General features: G+C 72.1%; 13 protein-coding genes. 10 read left to right on the top strand and 3 right to left on the bottom strand.

Features of this window, described 5'->3' with window-relative positions:
* Positions 1-7: 7 nt before the first annotated feature.
* The 6 genes from AB0I59_RS08455 (at position 8) to AB0I59_RS08430 (ending at position 4,675) form a co-directional block, all read left to right on the top strand.
* Positions 8-1,060 (top strand): M24 family metallopeptidase, encoded by a 1,053-nt coding sequence (locus AB0I59_RS08455; RefSeq protein ID WP_061256750.1) that lies wholly within the window; start codon positions 8-10, stop codon positions 1,058-1,060.
* Between the two features lie 24 nt (positions 1,061-1,084).
* Positions 1,085-1,645, top strand: a complete 561-nt coding sequence (gene efp, locus AB0I59_RS08450) for an elongation factor P (protein ID WP_061256752.1) — start codon at positions 1,085-1,087, stop codon at positions 1,643-1,645.
* A 1-nt stretch (position 1,646) separates the two neighbouring features.
* Positions 1,647-2,057: a transcription antitermination factor NusB gene (gene nusB, locus AB0I59_RS08445; RefSeq protein ID WP_061256754.1), complete on the top strand. Its 411-nt coding sequence runs from the start codon at positions 1,647-1,649 to the stop codon at positions 2,055-2,057.
* Positions 2,058-2,170: 113 nt separating this feature from the next.
* Positions 2,171-2,890 (top strand): methyltransferase domain-containing protein, encoded by a 720-nt coding sequence (locus tag AB0I59_RS08440; RefSeq protein WP_061256756.1) that lies wholly within the window; start codon positions 2,171-2,173, stop codon positions 2,888-2,890.
* 42 nt (positions 2,891-2,932) lie between these two features.
* Positions 2,933-4,150 (top strand): DNA polymerase IV, encoded by a 1,218-nt coding sequence (locus tag AB0I59_RS08435; protein ID WP_358131594.1) that lies wholly within the window; start codon positions 2,933-2,935, stop codon positions 4,148-4,150.
* 147 nt (positions 4,151-4,297) lie between these two features.
* A complete protein-coding gene (locus tag AB0I59_RS08430; protein ID WP_061256760.1) occupies positions 4,298-4,675 on the top strand; it encodes an SCO2097 family morphological protein in 378 nt (125 codons plus the stop codon).
* Positions 4,676-4,862: 187 nt separating this feature from the next.
* Here AB0I59_RS08430 and AB0I59_RS08425 read toward each other — a convergent pair whose 3' ends face one another.
* The 3 genes from AB0I59_RS08425 to AB0I59_RS08415 all read right to left on the bottom strand — a co-directional run bounded on the left by AB0I59_RS08425 (position 4,863) and on the right by AB0I59_RS08415 (position 9,684).
* Complete coding sequence (locus AB0I59_RS08425) at positions 4,863-7,277, bottom strand: transglutaminase TgpA family protein (RefSeq protein WP_358131459.1); 2,415 nt, start codon at positions 7,275-7,277, stop codon at positions 4,863-4,865.
* A gap of 137 nt (positions 7,278-7,414) precedes the next feature.
* A complete protein-coding gene (locus AB0I59_RS08420) occupies positions 7,415-8,641 on the bottom strand; it encodes a DUF58 domain-containing protein (RefSeq protein WP_358131457.1) in 1,227 nt (408 codons plus the stop codon).
* Positions 8,642-8,700: 59 nt separating this feature from the next.
* Entirely contained in the window at positions 8,701-9,684 is a 984-nt protein-coding gene (locus AB0I59_RS08415) for an AAA family ATPase (protein ID WP_358131455.1), read from the bottom strand.
* A gap of 469 nt (positions 9,685-10,153) precedes the next feature.
* Here AB0I59_RS08415 and mraZ point away from each other — a divergent pair, with 469 nt between their 5' ends.
* The 4 genes from mraZ (at position 10,154) to AB0I59_RS08395 (ending at position 15,213) form a co-directional block, all read left to right on the top strand.
* Positions 10,154-10,585 carry a division/cell wall cluster transcriptional repressor MraZ gene (gene mraZ / locus AB0I59_RS08410; protein WP_061256860.1) on the top strand — a complete coding sequence of 144 codons (432 nt, stop codon included), beginning with the start codon at positions 10,154-10,156 and terminating at the stop codon, positions 10,583-10,585.
* Positions 10,586-10,838: 253 nt separating this feature from the next.
* Positions 10,839-11,819: a 16S rRNA (cytosine(1402)-N(4))-methyltransferase RsmH gene (rsmH, locus tag AB0I59_RS08405; protein ID WP_061256770.1), complete on the top strand. Its 981-nt coding sequence runs from the start codon at positions 10,839-10,841 to the stop codon at positions 11,817-11,819.
* Positions 11,816-12,898: a cell division protein FtsL gene (ftsL, locus tag AB0I59_RS08400; protein WP_358131453.1), complete on the top strand. Its 1,083-nt coding sequence runs from the start codon at positions 11,816-11,818 to the stop codon at positions 12,896-12,898. The genes rsmH and ftsL overlap by 4 nt, the downstream gene beginning before the upstream one ends.
* 635 nt (positions 12,899-13,533) lie before the next feature.
* Positions 13,534-15,213 carry a peptidoglycan D,D-transpeptidase FtsI family protein gene (locus AB0I59_RS08395; protein ID WP_494410546.1) on the top strand — a complete coding sequence of 560 codons (1,680 nt, stop codon included), beginning with the start codon at positions 13,534-13,536 and terminating at the stop codon, positions 15,211-15,213.
* Positions 15,214-15,236: the final 23 nt, after the last annotated feature.

Raw genomic sequence — 15,236 nt, 5'->3', positions numbered from 1 at the left:
GACTTCCATGCCATTCGTCTCACGCCGCGCCAGGGTCGCCGCGGCACTGCCCCAGCACGACGTGACCGCGCTGCTCGTCACGCGACCGGTCAACGTGCGCTATCTCACCGGCCTGTCCAGCTCCAACGCGGCGGTCCTCGTCACCGCCGACGGGGAGGCCGTGCTCGCCACGGACTCCCGCTACATCGAGACCGCCAGGCGCGAGTGCGCGGACGCCGGGCCGATCGAGGCCCGCGACGTCACGGGCGCGCTGGCCGGGCGTTCGGGGCGGGTGGCGATCGAGGCCCACGACATGTCCGTGGCCGAGTACCACCGGCTCCTCGGCGACCATCCGGGCCTCACCCCCGTCAGCGGCCTCGTCGAGGAGGTCAGGACCGTGAAGGACGAGGGCGAGATCGAGGCGCTCCGCCGCGCCTGCGCGATCACCGACGACGCGTTCTCCCAGGTGGTCGAGCGGATCGCCCCCGGCGTCACCGAGCGTGAGGTCGCCCGCTGGCTGGAGTCCGCCATGACGGAGCTCGGCGCGGAGAAGCCCGCCTTCGACTCGATCGTGGCGAGCGGCCCGAACGGGGCGATCCCGCACCACTCGCCGTCCGGCCGCGCGATCGAGCCCGGCGATCTGGTGACCATGGACTTCGGCGCCCGCGTCGACGGCTACCACGCCGACATGACCCGGACCGTGGCCGTCGGCCGGCCCGCCGACTGGCTGCGCGACCTCTACGAGCTCGTACGGCAGGCGCAGCGCGCGGGCCGCCGTGCCGTACGGACGGGGGCGACGGCGCATGACCTGGACGCGGCCGCGCGCGGTGTGATCGAGGAGGCCGGGCACGCCGAGCACTTCGGCCACGGCCTGGGACACGGGGTCGGCCTGGAGATCCACGAGCTGCCGTTCCTCGGCCCCGGCAAGACCGGTAGAATAGACGATCGGGTTCCGCTCACCGTTGAGCCGGGGGTCTACCTGCCCGGCAGGGGCGGGGTGCGCATCGAGGACACGCTGGTGACTCGTGCCGACGGGCCGGAGCTCCTCACACTGACGACCAAGGAGCTGCTCGTCCTCTAGGGCAGCCGCACTCAGGAGAACCACGTGGCGACGACGAACGACCTGAAGAACGGACTGGTGCTCAAGCTCGACGGCGGTGAACTCTGGACCGTCGTGGAGTTCCAGCACGTCAAGCCCGGCAAGGGCGGCGCGTTCGTCCGCACCAAGCTGAAGAACATCATGTCCGGCAAGGTCGTGGACAAGACCTTCAACGCGGGCGTCAAGGTCGAGGTGGCCAACGTCGACAAGCGCGAGATGCAGTACTCCTACCTCGACGGCGACGACTACGTCTTCATGGACACCGAGACCTACGACATGCTGAACGTCTCGCGTGCGGCCGTGGGCGACGCCGCCAACTATCTGCTGGAGAACATGCTGGCCACGGTCGCGATCAACGAGGGCAACGTGCTCTACGTCGACCTGCCGGCCGCCGTCGAGCTGACCATCGCCGAGACCGAGCCCGGCCTCCAGGGCGACCGCTCCACCGGCGGCACCAAGCCCGCCAAGCTGGAGACCGGCGCCGAGATCAAGGTCCCGCTCTTCATCACGACCGGCGAGAAGGTCAAGGTCGACACCCGCAGCGGCGAATACCTCGGTCGGGCCTGACGTGTCGGCTCGCGGCAAAGCCCGCCGGCGCGCGCTCGACATCCTCTTCGAGGCGGAGGCGCGCGACGAGAGCCCGCTGAACGTCCTGGCCGAGCGTGTCGAGCGCGCGGAGCCGCCCGTCAACGAGTACACGTCCACCCTCGTCGAAGGCGTGGCGAGGCATCTGACCCGCATCGACGAGCTCCTCGCGACGTACGCCGAGGGCTGGACGCTGGAGCGCATGCCCGCCGTCGACCGCAACATCCTGCGCGGCGGCACCTACGAGATGCTCTGGTCGGCCGAGGTCCCCGAGGGCGTCGTCATCAGCGAGTGGGTCCATCTCGCCGCGGAGCTGTCCACGGACGAGTCGCCGCATTTCGTCAACGGCCTCCTCGCCCGCTTCAAGCAGCTCAAGCCGTCGCTCTCGCTCTGACCGCCCGCGTGCGGTCTCCGCTTCCGGGCCGTTCCCGGCAGACCGGCCGCACCGCCCGGGGGTGCCCGGCAGTGCCGTTAGGCTGGCGGGAGCCGTACGAGGGAGGGGCGAAAGTGCGTGACGCCACGCGGCAGACCGTCGTCTGGGAGGCGCTGCGCGCGGTCCTGGCGGACCGGATGGCCGCCACGGGACGCGGGTCGCTGGACATCGTGGACGCGGGGGGTGGCACGGGCGGGTTCGCGGTGCCGCTGGCCCGGCTCGGGCACGCCGTCACCGTGGTCGATCCGACACCGGACTCGCTGGCCGCCCTGGAGCGCCGGGCCGCTGAGACGGGCGTGAGCGTCAAGGGCCTGCAGGGGGACACCGGAGACCTCGGCGACCTCCTGGAGCCGGGCAGCGTCGATCTGGTGCTCTGTCACAGCGTCCTGGAGTACGTCGAGGATCCCGCCGCCGCCCTCACCGCCGCCGCGGGCATCCTGCGCCGGGGCGGCGTGGTCAGCGTGCTGGCCGCCAACCCGGTCGCCACGGCCATCCACCGTGCCCTGTCCGGGAACTTCGGCGAGGCGCGCCAGGTGCTCGCCGACTCGGCCGGGCGCTGGGGCGACCGCGACCCGACGCCCCGCAGGTTCACCAGGGAGGCCGTGACGGGCCTCCTGGCCAAGGCGGGGTTCACCGTCGGCGAGGTGCACGGCGTCCGGGTCTTCGCCGACCTGGTGCCCAGCAGGCTCGCCGAAGGCGATCCCGCCGCGCTCATCGAGCTCGAGCAGGTGGCCGCGGCCCATCCCGTGCTACGCGACATCGCCACGCAGGTGCACGTCATCGCCTATCGATAGAACGGATGTTCGGATAGGATCGCGAACGTGTCCCGGAAGCAGATGCTCCCCCAAGGCGGCGGCGGGCTGGCCGACGACAGCGGCTGCCCGATCCTGCACGTGGACATGGACGCGTTCTTCGCCAGCGTCGAGCTCCTCGACCGGCCCGAACTGCGCGGCCTGCCGGTCATCGTCGGCGCCGCCGGGGCCCGCGGGGTGGTGCTCAGCGCCACCTACGAGGCCAGGCGGTTCGGGGTGCACTCGGCGATGCCGATGACCCGGGCCATGCGGCTCTGCCCCCGGGCGACGATCATCCCGCCCAGCCACGGGAAGTACGCCGAGGTCTCCAGGGGCGTCATGGAGATCTTCCGGTCGATCACCCCCGAGGTGGAGCCGATCGCCTCGGACGAGGCGTTCCTCGACGTCGGCGGAGCCCGGCGCCGGCTCGGCCGCCCCGCGGCCATCGCCGCGATGATCCGCGAGCAGGTCGCCGAGAGATACGGCATCACCTGCTCGGTCGGCGTCGCGAGCACCAAGTTCGTGGCCAAGCTCGCCTCCCGCCAGTGCAAGCCCGACGGGCTGCTGGTCGTCGCGGCCGACGGCGTGGTGGACTTCCTCCACCCGCTGCCCGTCGCCGCGCTGTGGGGCGTCGGAGAGCGCACAGAGCAGGCCCTGGTCCGCCTCGGCATCCGGACCGTGGGCGACCTCGCCCAGGTGCCCGTCTCCACCCTCCAGCGTGAGTTCGGCGCCGCGGGCGCCCACCTGGCCGCGCTCGCCTGGGGCCGGGACGAGCGCCCGGTCGTGCCGCACACCCCCGACAAGAGCATCGGCAACGAGGAGACGTTCCCCTTCGACGTCGACGACCCCGAGGCGATCAAGCGCGAGCTGCTGCGGCTGTCCGAGCGGGTCGCCGCCCGGCTCAGGGCGAGCGGTCACGTCGGCCGGACGGTCAGCGTCAAGCTGCGCCGTTCCGACTTCACCACGATCACCAGGTCGCGCACACTGCGAGAGGCGACCGACGTCGCCAAGGAGATATTCACCACATCATGCGAGCTCTTCGAGGCCGCCGGGCTGGATCGGGTCCGGCTCAGGCTGGTCGGAGTGCGGGTGGAGAACCTCCGCCCGGCCGGTACGGCCACCCGTCAACTCAGCCTCGGCGAGCGGGAGACGGGCTGGCGGGAGGCGGAACAGGCGATGGACAAGGCCATCCGGCGCTTCGGTCCCGATGCGGTCCGCCCGGCCTCTCTCGTTCAGCGTCCGTTTGGTCCAATGGATCTATGACGTCACCTCCGGTTTGGACCACGTTGGACGTTTTCTTTCGTCTACGTCTACAGCCTCGTATTCTGGGGATAACCGACCGCGAGGTCCGGACACCCCGTGTCGTCCGTTGCCGTCTTCCCCGAAATGGGGCCGTCCTTGGGAGGCGCCGTGCCGCTGTCTGAGCACGAGCAGCGCTTGCTCGACCAGATCGAGCAGGCCCTCTATGCCGAGGACCCGAAGTGGGCCAACGCCGTTCGGATCAGTGATCCACGCAGCCACTACAAGCGCCGCCTGGTGAAGGCCTCCATTGGCTTCGCACTCGGTGTCGTCCTGCTGATGGTCGGCGTCATCGCGAATCCGATCATCGGCGTCGCCGGGTTCGTGGTCATGCTGGCGACCTGCCTGTGGGGCCTGTCCAGCTGGAAGCGCATGAACGGCTTCGGCGGCGAGAGCCCGCCCGCCCAAGCACGGGGCAGGCGCCAGCAGCGGAGGGGGTTCATGGACCGCATGGAGGAGCGCTGGCGCCGCCGCACCGACGAGCGGTGAGCACACCCTCGACAGCGGCCGGCCCGGAGCCCCCCGAGGCGGCTCACCCGGAGTGAGCCGCCCCTGATCCCGGGGCGCGGTGCCCGACGGTTTCCCTACCGCATGGCCTACCGCGTGCCTACTGTGTGCCCTACCGCAGCGCGGTGCCCGACGGTTTCCCTACCGCGTGGCCTACGCAGCGCGTGCCCTACCGCGGGCCGGCCCCGCTCCGTGACAACGGCCAGAGCCGGACGCCCTCCAGCCGGTCGAAGACGTCCAGAACCCCCGTGCCGGCCGCCCGCAACCGCAGCAGGGTCGACCTGGGAGCGAGCACCGCCCCGACCCGCCTCTTCCTCGAAACCGTGGCCGTCAGCGCCCGCCGCACCCGCCGAAGCTCGTCGGTCCCCGGCCCGGTGGCCGGCAGCGACGGGGCGTAACGCATCCGCTCCTCCGCCGTCGCGATGCTCGTGACCGCGGCCCCCGTGTCCGCGTCGAACTCGTACATCTCGGCCAGCCTCCTGGCGAGCGCGCGCGGGCTCTCGCTCGGCTCCCGCGCCATGCCGAGATCGGTCAGCGTGTCGCACAGCTCGGCCCAGGCCGCCCTGATCGCGGCCGACGCCCCGGCCGTCGCGGCCGCGTGCTGTCCCCGGGGCGCCGTGGGCACCGGTCCCGCCGCGCCGCGCCGGATCAGCGTCCGTCTCCGGCGGCGTACCAGCGACCGCGCCGCCGCCGGCACGAGCGCCAGCAGCAGGACCGCCGCCACTCCCATCCCGACCTTGGCGGACACCGGCAGACCGGGGTCCACGGTGACGGGGAGGGCGCCGAGATCGCGGTCGAAGTCCCGCGGATTGCGGCGGACCGGGGCGCCGCCGCCGGTGGTGTCGTCATCCTCCGACGACGGGCCCGTGGACGGATCCGCCGACGGCGTGGCCTCGGGCGCGAGCGGCAGCGAGTAGTCGGGCACACGGGCCGTGCCCTGACCCGCGCCGCCGGCCGGCGTCGGCTCGAAGCGCAGCCAGCCCGCGCCCTCGAAGTACAGCTCCGGCCAGGCGTGCGCGTCATGCGTGCGCACCGACCAGGAGTCACCGACCTTCGTGCCGCCCGTGTAACCGATCGACACCCGGGCGGGGATGCCGATCATCCGCGCCATCACGGCCATCGCGCTGGCGAACTGCTCGCAGTAGCCCGCACGGCCGGAGAGGATGAACCGCGACAGCGCGTCGCCGCCCGACCCCTTCGTCCGCAGGCTGTAGGTGAATCCGCCGCTCTTGGTGAACCACTCCTGCAGCAGGACCGCCTTCTCGTACTGCGTGCCGCCCCCGGAGGTCACCCGCTCCGCCATGGCCTTGATCTTGGGATCCAGCTGATCCGGAAGCGCCACGAAGCGGGCGTCGGGCGACTGCGTCCCCATCACCTCCAGCTGGGCGTGCGTCGGCCTCGGCTCGGTCACCACCACCCGGTAGTCCAGCCCCGCGGCCTCGTCCTTGGTGGAGAACACCATCCGGGACGCCTGGTCGGCACGCCAGTCGCCATCGGCGTCGACCTGGACCGCCGGATAGGGCAGGGGAAGGAACAGCAGCGAGTCGATGTCGTCGCTCACGCTGATCCGGCTCTCCACCCGGTTCGTCGCCACACCGGGCCCCAGGCCGGGCGGAGGGGGAAGCGGCCCCTCGGACACCCGGTCCTCCGGACGCCCGCGCAGCGGGCTCACCGTCCACTTCAGCCCGTCGAAGACGTCGAGCGAATAGATCCGCAGGTAACGCGGCTGATCGTCGGCGCTGGTGTACGTCAGCACCGTCGCGTTCTCCTGCTGGGCCAGCTGGCCGCTGAGCTTGGCGATGGCGTCGGGGATGCCGATGCTGCTGCCACCACGCCCCGAGCCGTTGCCCACGCCGAAGCCGAACAGCGGGTCCGGGCTCAGCGCGGGGATCAGGGCGGGCACGACGATCGCGAGAGTGATCGCGGTCGCGCCGATCCGCTTGCCCGACAGAGCCAGCCGGCCGGAGTCCGCCTTGTCCGCCCCAGCCGTCCGCGACCGCCGCACCAGGACCGCGCGGCCCCAGTGGCTGAGCCGCTCGCGGCTGTCCGCCACCAGCAGCCCGACATAACCGATCGCGGCGATCACGAACGCGGGCCAGGCGACGGGCTCGGTCAGCACGGCCGCGGGGACCGTGAACAGGCCCAGCAACGGCAGCCCCGCCAGCGCCGCGCGGCGCAGCCGTACCGCGAACAGGTCGACGAGGACGGCGATCAGGCCGATCCCGCTCGCCGTCAGCAGGGTGACGCCGGGTTCGGTGGGCACAGGCGCGGCGAACCGCTGGATGTCGGCGAACCCCTCGGCGAACAGCTCGCCCAGCCGGAGCACCGACGCCTTGGTCGGGACCACCCAGGCCCACGTCTCCTGCTTGGCGAACGTGGCCGACAGGTACACCCCCACCAGGAGCAGGAGCACGGGCGGCACCGCCCACCTCGGTACGGCGAACCGCGACGCCAGAGTCGCCGCGGTCGTCGTCACCAGGAGCGTGCCCACACCGGCCCAGAACCAGGCGCCGCCGTCGAACAGCGAATAGAGCGTCAGGGCGACTGAGCCGGTGGCCAGCCCCGCCGCGATCGGCAGCCTCATCGCCCGCTCACCGTTCCTCGCCCCTCGCCTCTCGCCCGCATGACCGCGCTCATCGGTCGCTCACCGTTCCTCGCTCGCCGCGCGGGCCGCTCGTTCCTCGCGGTCCACTTCACTCGCCACGTCGGGTTCGCTCCGTCTCACGCCGCGCTCCTCTTGTACGCCGCCTCGGGCCAGACGGTGGCGAGGGACGTGCCGGAGGGAAGCCGCAGCACCCGCCACCCGCCGCCGGCCAGCACACCCTGCGCCGCCTCGAACGACTCGTCGGGGACGGAGTCCCAGCTCGTCACGTCGAGCAGGACCGCGACCCCGGTCACCCCGGTGTGCCGCAGCCGGGCCAGCGCCTGAGCCTCCTCGATGTCGATCGCCCCGAGGACCGCCACGATCAGCCCGTCCCCGCCGCCCTGGCGCAGCGCCGCCACACCGTGTTCGAGCGAGCGCGCCGAGCTCTGCCGTACGACGGAGAGGGTGTCGAGCAGCGACCACGACACACCGCCATCGGCGAGGTGCTGCGGGCCCTGGTCGGTGACCAGGCGCAGGCCGAGGCCCTCGTGCGCCAGGTGCACGCCGATCGACGCGGCGGCGGAGACCGCCACCTCGAACGACGAACGCGGCCCGTCGCCCCGGTGCGCGTGCCTCCGGGTGTCCAGCAGGAGCGCGCCCCTGCTCTGCCACTGCTGCTCCTCACGCCGCACCATCAGTTCGCCGCGCCGTGCGGTCGACCTCCAGTGCACCCGCCGCAGGTCGTCGCCCTGGCGGTACTCGCGCGGCGCCACGTCGTCGTCGCCGGCCGCGGCCACCGACCGGGTACGGCTGTCGCCCCCACCGCTCCACTCGCCGGAGAGGCGCACGTGGGGGAGCGGGATCACCTCGGGGACGACCACCAGCGTGTCGGTGATGGTGAACGACCGGGTGAGCTCGACCATCCCGAACGGGTCGGTGATGCGGACCGACAGGGGGCCGATGGGATAGCGCCCCCGCAGGTCGGAGTGGACCTTGTAGTCGACCTCCCGGACGCCGCGCGACTCCACCCGGTCGAGGACGAACCGGGGCCGCGTCCCCAGCGCGTACTGGAGGTTGTCCTCGACGAGCAGCAGCCCGGTCGGCAGCCGGGTGACGTTCTCCAGCCGCAGGGTCACCGTGCTGTCGGTGCCCGCCTCGACGCGGGCGGGGTCCAGGCGCCTGGCACAGGTCAGCCGGTAGCGGGTCCTGGCCACGACCATCGCGGCCAGGAGCGGCATCGCGATGATCATCACCGCGATGCGCAGCAGGTCGTGCTCGCCGAGGACGAGGGCGCACAGCAGCGCCGCGGCCCCGGACGCGAGGAAGGACCTGCCGCGCGAGGTCAGCGCCTTGAGCCCGGTCATCGAATCTCCTTGAACTCTCCCGGGGCGGCGGGCCCGAAGCCTCCGGCCCGGGAAGGACGTCAGTTCGTGTCCGGCACGGGGACGCGGCGTACCAGCTCGGCCAGAACCTGCTCCGGATGGCGGCGCTGTCCCTGCGCCTCGAGGCTGGGCAGCAGCCGGTGCGCGAGCACGGGCACCGCCAGCTCCTGCAGGTCGTCCGGGATCACGTAGTCCCGACCGGCGAGCGCCGCGTGCGCTCTGGCACCGCGCACCAGGTGAAGGGTGGCGCGCGGCGAGGCGCCCAGGCGCAGGTCCGGGGAGCGCCGGGTCGCGGTGACCAGGTCGACGGCGTATTTCTTCACCGCCTGGGAGACGTAGACCGCGCGGACCGCCTCGATGAGCGCGTGCACCTCGGCGGTCGTGGCCACCGGCTCCAGCTTGCCGAGAGGCTGGGAGGCGCCGTGCACGTCGAGCATCTCCAGCTCGGCCGTCGGCTCGGGGTAGCCCATCGCGATCTTCGCGGTGAAGCGGTCCCGCTGCGCCTCGGGAAGCGGATAGGTGCCCTCCATCTCGATCGGGTTCTGCGTCGCGATCACCATGAAGGGTGACTCGAGCTCATAGGTGACGCCGTCCACCGTGACCTGATGCTCTTCCATGCACTCCAGCAGCGCGGACTGCGTCTTGGGGGAGGCGCGGTTGATCTCATCGCCGACCACGATGTTGGCGAAGATCGGCCCGGGCTTGAATTCGAACTCCCGGGTCTGCTGGTTGTACGCGCTGACACCGGTGATGTCGCTCGGCAGCAGATCGGGGGTGAACTGCACGCGCCTGACGGGGCAGTCGATGGATCGTGCCAGCGCCTTCGCCAGCATCGTCTTACCGACTCCCGGCACGTCCTCGATGAGCAGGTGGCCCTCCGCGAGGAGAACGGTGAGAGTGAGACGGACCACGTCGGACTTGCCCTCGATCACCGATTCGATCGCCCGGCGGATTCGATGCGCGACGTCGACCAGGTCGTCCAGCCGGTTGCCAGCGTCGGGGGCGACGTCGGAAGTTACTGCCACCTGGCCTCCATGAGGAAGTGCCCCCCTGAATGGGGCGTTTGGCGTTCCTTATCCATTCTGTGTACCGACCTTATGACGCCTCAGGTTCGCGGGCGACTTTGTCCAGAAATCCGGTTGAACTGCCCATAGTGTTATGAGTTCGTTTCTCGTTGAGGTCGCGTGCCCGTCCGAATCCCGTGACATAACTGCTCCACTTTCCTCCACCCGGCGGCGGCCGTACGCGGAAAGCCCGCCCGCGCCGGGCTTGCAGGCGCCCGGAGGCCCGTTCCGACACGCCCAGGAGAGGGGCTCGGCGCCCCGGGGCGCCCCACTCCGCACCACCTCAATTGACCTGCGGAAATGCGAAGGAAATGCGGCGCGTGGAGGACCGGAATCAGTTGACGGTGGGGAGAAGTGGAGTATGGTGGTGCCCAGTGGAGGGCAGGGGCGAAAGCGCTGAGCGCTCCGCAAGGCACGGGAGGTGGAGCCGGTGTTCCTCGGCACCCACCAACCGCGTCTGGACGACAAAGGACGGCTGTTCCTGCCGGCGAAGTATCGCGAGGAGCTGGCGGAGGGTCTTGTGATCACCAAGGGCCAGGAGCGCTGCCTCTACGTCTTCCCCGTAGAGGAGTTTCAGCGCATCACCGAGGCTCTGCGCACCGCGCCGGTGACCGCCAAGGCGGTCCGGGACTACAGCCGGGTCTTCTTCGCGAGCGCGTCCGACGAGACGCCGGACAAGCAGGGACGGATCACGATTCCCCCGAGCCTGCGGCAATACGCCGGCCTGGAACGTGACTGCGCCGTCATCGGAGCCAACACCCGCCTGGAGATCTGGGACGCCGCGGCCTGGGAGGCCTACCTGGCGGATCAGGAGCAGGCGTTCTCCGATCTTTCCGAGGAGGTGTTGCCCGGAGTCCTGTGAATTCGTGACAGCTGGTCTTTCGCCGACGCGTGAGACCAGGAAAGACCCGTCGGTGACGTTCGGCGAGGTCTCCACCCGCTCCCGGCGGCACCTGATGCACCTTCCCCGGTGTCAGGTTCCGCGGAAGGCGACGCGGATGGGGACCTGGCCGGGCGGGTCGGTTCCCCGCCGGAGCCGGTCCTTTGGGTGGGGGATCCAGAAGAAGATCACCGGCGGCAGCCGCACATCCGCGAGCTTTGCAGCGGCAGCTTTTATGGGGGTTACAGCGTTGTCGGAGTTCTCCGAGCAGACGTCCGGTCACGTTCCGGTCATGCTCGATCGCGTTCTGGATCTGTTGGCGCCGGCGTTGTCCGGGCCGGATCCCGTGGTCGTCGACGCGAACCTCGGCCTGGGCGGGCACGCGCAGGCACTGCTCGCCGCCCACCCCTCCCTCCACCTCGTCGGCATCGACCGCGACCCGACCGCCATCGAGCGGTCCACCGCGCGCCTCGCGCCCTACGCGGAGCGCACCACCATCGTGCGCGCGGTCTCCGACGAGCTGGCCGACGTCCTGGACCGCATCGGACGGCCCAGGGTCGACGGCGTCCTGTTCGACCTCGGCGTCTCCTCACCGCAACTCGACGAGGCGGAGCGCGGCTTCGCGTACTCCTACGACGCCCCCCTCGACATGAGGATGGACCGGGACCAGGAGCTCACCGCGGAGCTGGTCGTCAACACCTACTCCGCGGCGGACCTGGCCCGCATCCTGCGCGACTACGGCGAGGAACGCTTCGCCTCGCGCGTGGCGAGCCTGATCGTCAAGGAACGGTCCAAGCGGCCGATCACCTCCACCAAGCAGCTCGCCGAGCTGGTCAGGGCGGCGATCCCCGCCGCGACCCGGCGTACCGGGGGTAACCCGGCGAAAAGGACTTTCCAGGCCTTGCGCATCGAGGTGAACGAGGAGCTCACCGCTCTCGAGCGGGCACTGCCCGCCGCCCTCGACGCGCTCGCGCTGGGCGGGCGCGTGGTCGTGCTCGCCTACCACTCCTTGGAGGATCGGCTCACCAAGCAGGTCCTCGCGGCGCGAACCAGGGACACCAGCCCACCCGGGCTGCCCGTCCCGCTAGAGGCTCACCAGCCCAGGTTCCGCCTTCTGACGAGGGGAGCGGAGCTCCCGGACGAAGACGAGGTGGCCCGCAACCCGCGGGCGGCGTCGGCCCGGTTGCGGGCGGCAGAGAGGATCCGCCAGGGATGAGGACAGAGCAGGAGAACCGGCAGTTGGCGCGACGCGTTCCCGCCAGGGGGCGCACGGCGGCGAACGCCGCCGGCCGCGCGCAGAACGGGCGCGACGGGCGGCAGATCCGCGGAGGGGAGGCCGTGGACCCGCCCGCGAGCGGGACCCGCAGGCCCGCCTCGGCGGCGCGCGCCGTCCCTCCGGCCGACCCGCCGGTGCGGCCGGGCGGCCGTGGCGCCACCGCCACCGATGCCGCGAAGGCCCCCGGCGGTGCCAGGGGAGCGAGCGCCGCGAAGAGCGCCGGAGCCTCCAGGGGTGACGGTGCTTCGAAGAATGCGAGTGCTTCGAGGACCGCGAGCGCCGCGAAGGGCCGGAGCGCGGCGAAGGGCGCGACGGCGCAGCCCGCGTCCGCCCGCGCCTCCGCTCCCACCGCGAGCGCGTCCGCCCGCACGTCCGTCCGCCCCTCCGCCCCCACCGCGAGCCCGTCCGCACGCGCCTCCGCTTCCACCGCGAGCGCGTCCGCCCGCACGTCCGCACGGTCGTCCGCCCGTCCCACCGCGAGCCCGTCCGCGCGTCCTGCCGCACCTCCCTCCGGGCGTGCGCCGAGGGCCACGACGACCACCGAGGCGCCCGCAGCCGGCACGGTCCCCGCGGACGCCGAGCTTTCCACGACGGTCACCACCGAGCCGGTCGTCGTCAGGGGAAGGCGGCGCCCGGTGCGGCGCGGTGCCGTCCCGAAGACCGCGGCGGCCGCCGCGCGGGGCGGAAGGCGGCCGCCGCGCGCGCCGTTCGTCCTGCTCGTCGTCGGCCTGCTCTGCGGCGGCCTCGTCAGCCTGCTGCTGCTGAACACCGTGCTCGCGCAGGACTCGTTCGAGCTGAGCGACCTGCGGTCGGGCACCGAGCGGCTGCGCCAGCAGGCGGACCAGCTCGACAACCAGGTCCGCACGCTGACCCAGCCCTACGCGCTCGACGAGCAGGCTCGCGGCGGCTCCGGGGTGGGCCCCAACGGATCCTCCCCGAACTTCGTCCGTACCGACCCCGAGCCCGGGGCCCGGATCAGCAGCGAGGGTGAGCGTCAGGCGGAGGGCACGGCTCGGTGAGGGAAGGCGGCGGCCGGAACCCGGGGCCCGGCCGCGGCGGCTCCGGTGGCCGCGGCGGTCAGGGTCCGGGGGGCGGTACGGGCGGGCGCGGCGGCCAGGGTCCGGGCGGCAGCGGCTCGGGCAGGCGTGGCCCGCAGGGTTCCGGTGGTGGCAGGAGCACCTCCGGGTCCGGCAGGCCCGCCCCCGGTGCCGGTGGACGGTCCGGCCCCGGGGGCGGCAGGTCCGGCGCCTCCGGAGGCACTCCGAGGGACTCACGTCCCGGCGGGCCGCGCCGTACGGGCGAGGACCCCGGTAAGGCCGCCGGGCAGGGCGGTGAACCGCGTTCCGCGACGCCGGGCGGGCAGAACGGTAAGCCTCGTCCCTCGTCGCCCGGCGGGCAGAACGGTAAGCCGCGTCCCGCGCCCGGCGGGCAGGGCGGTGGGCCGCGTTCCGGAGGGCCACGCGCCCCGAGGGGGGACGACCGGCAGGAGACCATGCGCTCGCGCGGCCTCCGCCCGCCCGGCCGGCCTCCGGGCGACGAGCCGCCCCGGAGCCGGCAGCCGAGGAACCAGCCGCCCAGGACCCCGCAACCCCGGCCGCCCGCCGTACTGCGCCTGGGCAACCCCGAGCGGCGCCTGCACGCCGGGCTGATCGCCATGGCGTTCGTGCTGTCCCTGTTCGCGGGGCGCCTCGTCCAGCTCCAGGGGCTGGACTCGAAGGCGCTGCAGGCGAAGGCGGCCCAGCAGCGGGTCCAGCCGGAGACGCTGCCGGCCAAGCGCGGCTCGATCACGGACGTGAACGGCAACGAGCTGGCTCTCACCATGGACGCGGCCGAGATCTACGTGGACCCGTACGACGTGGACCCGAAGAAGCGGGACCTCGTCGGCACCACCCTGGCCAGGGAGCTGAACCTGCCCAAGGAGAAGGTCGCCGCCGCGCTCGCGAAGACCGATCAGCGGTACATCCCCCTCGACCGGGACGTCGAGCCGCTGCGCGCCAAGAAGATCATGAGTCTCGGGCTCAAGGGTGTCGGCTCCAAGCCGACCTACCGCCGCCAGTACCCCGGAGGCAGGCTCGCCGGCGGGCTGCTCGGCTTCGTCGGCTTCGACGGGCACGGCCTCGAGGGGCTGGAGCGCACGTACGACAAGATCCTCGCCGGGCAGGACGGCCAGCAGAGCATCGAGATCGGCCGGGGCGGAGAGCGCATCCCGATGACGCGCAGCACCCGCAAGGAGCCGGTGGCGGGCCGTGACGTGCGCCTGACGATCGACCGGGACGTCCAGTGGGCGGCCGAGCAGGCGATCGACCGTCAGGTCCAGGCGAGCAAGGCGCTCAGCGGCAGCGTGATCGTGATGGACATCAAGACCGGCCAGATCCTCGCGATGGCGAACTCGCCGGGAGTGGACCTGAACCACTGGGACACGGTGTCCGAGGCGGACCGGGGCAACCGGGCGGTGTCGGAGGTCTTCGAACCGGGGAGCACCAACAAGGTGATCACGGCCGCCGCCGCGATCGAGCACGGGGGGGTCACCCCGAACACCGTCTTCCGGGTGCCCGACCAGATCCAGTGCGCGGACCGGACGCTCAAGGACGCCCACCCGCACGCGCCCGAGCGGCTCACGTTCACCGGGGTCATCGCGGAGTCCAGCAACGTCGGCACGATCATGGCGGCGCGCCGGCTGAGCGACCAGCGGCTCTACGACACGATCCGCGCGTTCGGGTTCGGCGCGACCAGCGGCTCCGGGCTGCCCGGCGAGGAGGCCGGCCTGCTGCCCGCGTGGCAGTCCTGGTCCGGCAGCCAGCGCTGCACCGTCGCGTACGGCCAGGGCGTCTCGGTCACCGCGCTGCAGATGGCCAGCGTCTACCAGACGATCGCCAACGGCGGCGTGCGGGTGACGCCCTCGCTCGTCGCGGGGACCACCGACGGCAACGGGCACCTGGTCCCGGCGCCGACCGCCAAGCAGACGAGGGTGATCAGCGAGACGACCGCGCGCCAGATCTCCGGGATGCTCGAAGCCGCCGTGGGCAACGACGGCACGGGAGCGGAGGCGGCGATCCCCGGATATCGTGTGGCGGGAAAGACCGGCACGGCCATGCGGTACGACCAGAAGTGCGGCGGGTACTGCGGTTATACGGCCACGTTCGTCGGCTTCACCCCGGCGGACGCGCCGCGCCTGGTGGCGCTGGCCGTCATCCAGGATCCGAAGAAGGGTCATTACGGCGGCATGGTGGCCGCGCCCGTGTTCAAGGAGGTCATGAGCTTCGCCTTGAAGACCAAGAAGATCCCGCCGACCGGCACGAAGGCGCCCAAGGTCGTCCTTCGCGCCGGAGAGTGACCAGGGAAGGTACGCTCTCGCCG

Origin of the sequence: Microtetraspora glauca, assembly GCF_040656155.1 — a bacterium.
Classification (GTDB): Bacteria; Actinomycetota; Actinomycetes; order Streptosporangiales; family Streptosporangiaceae; genus Microtetraspora; species Microtetraspora glauca.
The sequence above is the reverse complement of the archived record's forward strand: the minus strand, read 5'-3'. Positions and strand labels throughout refer to the sequence as shown.

Excerpts from the sequence above, each read along its gene's own strand:
- rsmH (WP_061256770.1), top strand. The coding sequence starts at position 10,839 with ATGGGGGTTACAGCGTTGTCGGAGTTCTCCGAGCAGACGTCCGGTCAC.
- AB0I59_RS08395 (WP_494410546.1), top strand. The coding sequence starts at position 13,534 with ATGGCGTTCGTGCTGTCCCTGTTCGCGGGGCGCCTCGTCCAGCTCCAG.
- AB0I59_RS08435 (WP_358131594.1), top strand. The coding sequence starts at position 2,933 with ATGCTCCCCCAAGGCGGCGGCGGGCTGGCCGACGACAGCGGCTGCCCG.
- AB0I59_RS08455 (WP_061256750.1), top strand. The coding sequence starts at position 8 with ATGCCATTCGTCTCACGCCGCGCCAGGGTCGCCGCGGCACTGCCCCAG.
- AB0I59_RS08425 (WP_358131459.1), bottom strand. The coding sequence starts at position 7,277 with ATGAGGCTGCCGATCGCGGCGGGGCTGGCCACCGGCTCAGTCGCCCTG.
- ftsL (WP_358131453.1), top strand. The coding sequence starts at position 11,816 with ATGAGGACAGAGCAGGAGAACCGGCAGTTGGCGCGACGCGTTCCCGCC.
- AB0I59_RS08420 (WP_358131457.1), bottom strand. The coding sequence starts at position 8,641 with ATGACCGGGCTCAAGGCGCTGACCTCGCGCGGCAGGTCCTTCCTCGCG.